The sequence below is a fragment of the Rhodopseudomonas sp. B29 genome, from assembly GCF_000333455.1.
In the GTDB taxonomy this organism is placed as follows: Bacteria; Pseudomonadota; Alphaproteobacteria; order Rhizobiales; family Xanthobacteraceae; genus Rhodopseudomonas.
Map to the genome: position 1 here is coordinate 1 of NZ_BADD01000734.1, position 4,357 is coordinate 4,357.

Genomic DNA, 4,357 nt, shown 5'->3' on the forward strand with positions numbered 1-4,357 from the left:
TAAAGAGGAAACGACAGCATGACAGCAGGCCCCTTCCGTTCTTGGTCGTTGCGCGCCGTGGCGATGGCAACCGCCATGAGCTTCGGCGTCGGCTCGGCCCTCGCGGCCGACCCGATCAAGATCGGCGTCATCGCCGAGGCCCAGGCCATCGCCGGCGCCTCGATTCCGCAGGCCGCCCAGCTCGCCGCCGAAGAGATCAACGCCAAAGGCGGCATCGACGGGCGCAAAATCGAGATCGTCACTTACGACAACCATTCATCCTCGGCGGACTCGGTCCGCGCCTTCCAGCGCGCCGTCAACGAGGACAAGGTCAACGCGGTGATCGCCAGCTACATCTCGGAAGTCGTGCTGGCGCTGATGCCGTGGGCGTCGCGGCTCAAGACCCCGTTCGTCACCCCGGGCGCCGCATCCAACGAAATCACCAAGGCGGTGCACGCCGACTACGAGAAGAACAAGTATACGTTCCACGGCTATCTGACCTCCGGCGAGCTCGCGCAGTCGGTCTGCGACGCCGCCAAGGACCTCCTGGTCGACGCCCGCAAGATGAAGAGCGCGGTGATCATGAGCGAGGACGCGGCCTGGACCAAGCCGCTCGACGTCGGCTACGAAGAGTGCCTGCCGAAGATCGGCCTCAAGGTTCTCGATCACATCCGCTTCTCGCCCGACACCACGGACTTCACGCCGATCTTCAACAAGATCGAATCGTCGAAGCCCGACGTGATCATCACCGGCATCTCGCATGTCGGCGTGCAGCCGACCGTGCAGTGGAAAAATCAGCAGGTGCCGATCCCGATGTTCGGCATCGCCTCACAGGCCACCAACGAAACCTTCGGNCAGGACACCAACAACGCCTCCGACGGCGTGCTGTATCAGGGCGTGTCGGGCCCGGGCGTCGCCGTGACCCCGAAGTCAGTGCCGTTCGCGGAGGGCTTCAAGAAGAAATTCGGCACTATCCGTCCTATGCGGGCTACACTGCGTATGACGAAGTCTACTACATCGCCGAAGCGGTGAAGCGCGCCGGCTCGACCGACGCCGACAAGCTGGTCTCGGCGCTGGAAAAGACCGACTACGAGGGTACGATCGGCCGCGTGCAGTTCTACGGCAAGGACGATCCGTTCACTCACGGTTTGAAGTACGGCAAGGGCCTGCTCACCGGCCTGATGCTGCAGTGGCAGGACGGCAAGCAGGTCGCCGTCTGGCCGCCGGAAGTGGCGAAGGCCAAGATCAAGTTCCCGGCCTTCATCAAGGCCGCCGCGAACTGACGAGCTGATGAAAATGCTCCCGCCGGAAACGACGGGAGCATTTCTCTTTGCTCGCCCCACCCTCACCTCTCGTCATTCCGGGGCGCGGGCATAGCCCGCGAGCCCGGAATCCATAACCACCGCCGGGAGTATGGATTCCGGGCCCGCGCCAAGAGGCGCGCCCCGGAATGACGAACGTGAAGTTCGTTGTACAGAAGGCCTTGAATGCTCGCCCTGCAAATCCTGATCGACGGCTTCGCCATCAGCGCGCTGTATGCGCTCGGCGCCACCGGCTTCACCCTGATCTTCGGCGTCTCCGGCGTGCTCAACCTGTCGCACGGTGCCATCATGGTGGCGGCCGCGGTGGCGGCGTGGGCGGCGGCCAGCACCTTCGGCATGAATCAATATGCCGGCGCGCTTGTCGGCGTCGCCGTGGCACTGATCACGGCGCTCATAACCTATTTCGCCGTCGTGCAGCCGATCCAACGCTCACGGCGGATCGCCAATGAGGAGAAGGAGATCTTCGTCCTCACCGGCACGCTGCTCTGGGGCATCATGATCCAGGAGCTGATCGCCTATCTGTTCACCAACAACGCCAAGACGGTGCTGCCGATCGTCAATGGCGTGGTCGAGATTCTCGGCGTCCGCACGCCGCAGAACGAGATCTTCACCGCGCTGGTGTGCTGCCTGGTGATCGCCGCGCTTTGGCTCCTGGTCAACCGCACCAAGATGGGCAAGGCGGTACTCGCCGCCTCGATGAACCCGCGGGGCGTCACCCTGCTCGGGCTGGAGTTGACCAACATCTATGTGGTGGTCTGGGCGATCTATGGCGTGCTGGCCGGCATCGCCGGCGTGCTGCTCGGCATGTTCCTCGGCGTGTCGTCCTACAGCGTCGGTCCGCTGACGGCGAGCGCGTTCTCGATCGTGGTGCTGGGCGGACTCGGCAGCGTCTCAGGCTCGCTGATCGCCGCTTTCGTGGTCGGTTATCTGGAGACCTTTACGGCCTACATGATCTCTCCGGCGTATCGCACCATCCCGGCACTGCTGCTGCTGGTCATCGTGATGTATCTGCGGCCGCAGGGCCTGCTCGGGAGGCGCTGAGATGGGGTTCTTCAAGACGCGGCTGTTCTGGATCGCGCTGGTCGTCATCGTCGCCGCCTCGACCCTGCCGCTCTACGTCTCCGGCTACGTCCTCGGCGTGCTGACCGTCGCCTATTACTTCGGCGTGTTCGCGATGTCCTGGGACCTGCTGTTCGGCTTCGCCGGCGAGGTCAATTTCGGCCCGACCTTCCTGATCGGCGTCGGCGCCTACACGGCCGGCATCATCAACAACCAATACGGCCTGTCGCCATATCTCTGCATTTTCATCGGCGCGATGGCGTCGGTGATCGCCGGCGTGGTGCTGGCGCTGCCGGCGCTGCGGGTGCGCGGGCCGTATTTCGGCCTGACCACGCTGGTCGCCGTGCTGATGCTGCAGAACTTCATCGTGGTGTTCGCCGACCTGACCGGCGGCGAGATCGGCCTGACCATTCCCGACGTCATCACCATCTCGGCCAGCGCCAATTACTGGATCGCGCTCGGCTTCATGGTGGTGTCGGGCGCGATCCTATACGGCCTGTCGCAGTCACCGATCGGCCTCGTGCTGCAGGCCTCGGGACAAGACCCTGTGCAGGCCGGCGCGCTCGGCTTCAACATCGTCAAGCACAAGCTGTTCGCCTTCGTGGTCTCGGCGTTCTTCTCCGGCCTGTCCGGCGCCCTCTTGGTGTTCTACTTCGGCACCGCGTCGGTCGGCACCGTGGTCGACGTCGCGGTCGGCGTGAACGTCATCGTCGCCGCCGTGCTGGGCGGAAGGCGCACGGTGATCGGCGCCGCGCTCGGCGCCACCTTCCTGATCGTCGCCGGCGAATTCCTGCGTCCGACCGGCGAGCTGGCCACCTTCATCGTCTCGGCGATCGCCCTGCTCGTCGTGCTGTTCTTCCCCGGCGGCTTCCTCGGAGCGGCCATGTCTCGACAATCGCCTGAGGCCAAAGCCTGATGGACGCGACGACTTCCAACTTCGCCCCGACGCTCGAAGTCCGCGGGCTCACCAAGCGCTTCGGCGGTCTCACCGCAGTGAAGAACCTGTCGTTTGATCTGCGTCCCGGCGAGATCTTCGGACTGATCGGCCCCAACGGCTCCGGCAAATCGACCGCGATGAAGTCGATCATGGGCATCGAGCGGCCGACCGCCGGCGACGTGATCTTCCAGGGCGAAAACGTCGCCGGCCAGCCGGCGCATCGCATTGCCCGCAAGGGCTTCGGCATGGTGTTTCAGCATTCGCGGCCGCTGAACCGCCAGACCGTGCTGGAAAACATCATGGTGGCGCTGCTGCCGGACAGCCTGCTGGCGCTGTTTCCGGATCGTGCGCTGACCGAACGCGCGGAGGCCATCGCCGAACGCGTCGGCCTCGCCCCGGTGATGCGGCGCAAGCCGCCGACGTTGCCGTTCGCCGACCTGCGCCGGCTCGAACTCGCCAAAGCGATCGCGCGCGATCCCAAGGTGGTGCTGGTCGACGAACCGTTCGCCGGCCTGACGCTCGCCGAAGTCAGCGTGTTCTCCGAACTGATCGCCAGCTTCCGCGCCGAGGGCCGCGCGGTGCTGCTGGTCGATCACAACGTCAAGAGCGTCGCCGCGCTGGTCGACCGCGTGCTCGCCATGTATCTCGGCGAAGAGATCTGCACCGGCGCCGCCAGCGACGTGATGAACAACGAGACGGTGCGCCGCGTGTATCTCGGCGGCAAGCTCGAAACCTCGGCGCGGCCGGAAACCAGCTTCGAGGACAAGGAGCCGCTGCTGCAGGTCGATAACCTCAGCGTATTCTACGGCAAGGCCCAGGCGCTCGATAACGTCTCGATCCATGTCCACGAGAGCGAGTTCGTCTCGGTGGTCGGCCTCAACGGCGCCGGCAAAACCACGCTGTTCAACGCCATCTCGGGCTTCCTGCCCTACACCGGCGACATCAAGCGCGGCGGCGACAAGCTACGCGGCACCTCGCCGGCCAAGATCGCGCGCGGCGGCATCGTGCAATGTCCGGAGTCGCGCGAATTGTTCGGCGAGATGACGGTGCGGGAAAATCT

The 4,357-nt window shown here is 64.9% G+C and carries 3 protein-coding genes and 1 pseudogene; all 4 read left to right on the top strand.

The features are described 5' to 3' along the window. Positions 1-63: 63 nt before the first annotated feature. Positions 64-1,262, top strand: a pseudogene (locus I5M_RS30690) (ABC transporter substrate-binding protein). 204 nt (positions 1,263-1,466) lie between these two features. Beyond that, entirely contained in the window at positions 1,467-2,342 is an 876-nt protein-coding gene (locus tag I5M_RS26615; protein ID WP_022724177.1) for a branched-chain amino acid ABC transporter permease, read from the top strand. Position 2,343: 1 nt separating this feature from the next. After that, positions 2,344-3,276 carry a branched-chain amino acid ABC transporter permease gene (locus tag I5M_RS26620; protein ID WP_022724178.1) on the top strand — a complete coding sequence of 311 codons (933 nt, stop codon included), beginning with the start codon at positions 2,344-2,346 and terminating at the stop codon, positions 3,274-3,276. Next, on the top strand, positions 3,276-4,357 hold a 1,082-nt coding region (locus I5M_RS26625; RefSeq protein ID WP_022724179.1), incomplete at its 3' end, for an ATP-binding cassette domain-containing protein. The genes I5M_RS26620 and I5M_RS26625, both read left to right, overlap by 1 nt.

Coding starts and splice junctions, on each gene's coding strand:
- I5M_RS26615 (WP_022724177.1), top strand. CDS start 1,467: ATGCTCGCCCTGCAAATCCTGATCGACGGCTTCGCCATCAGCGCGCTG.
- I5M_RS26620 (WP_022724178.1), top strand. CDS start 2,344: ATGGGGTTCTTCAAGACGCGGCTGTTCTGGATCGCGCTGGTCGTCATC.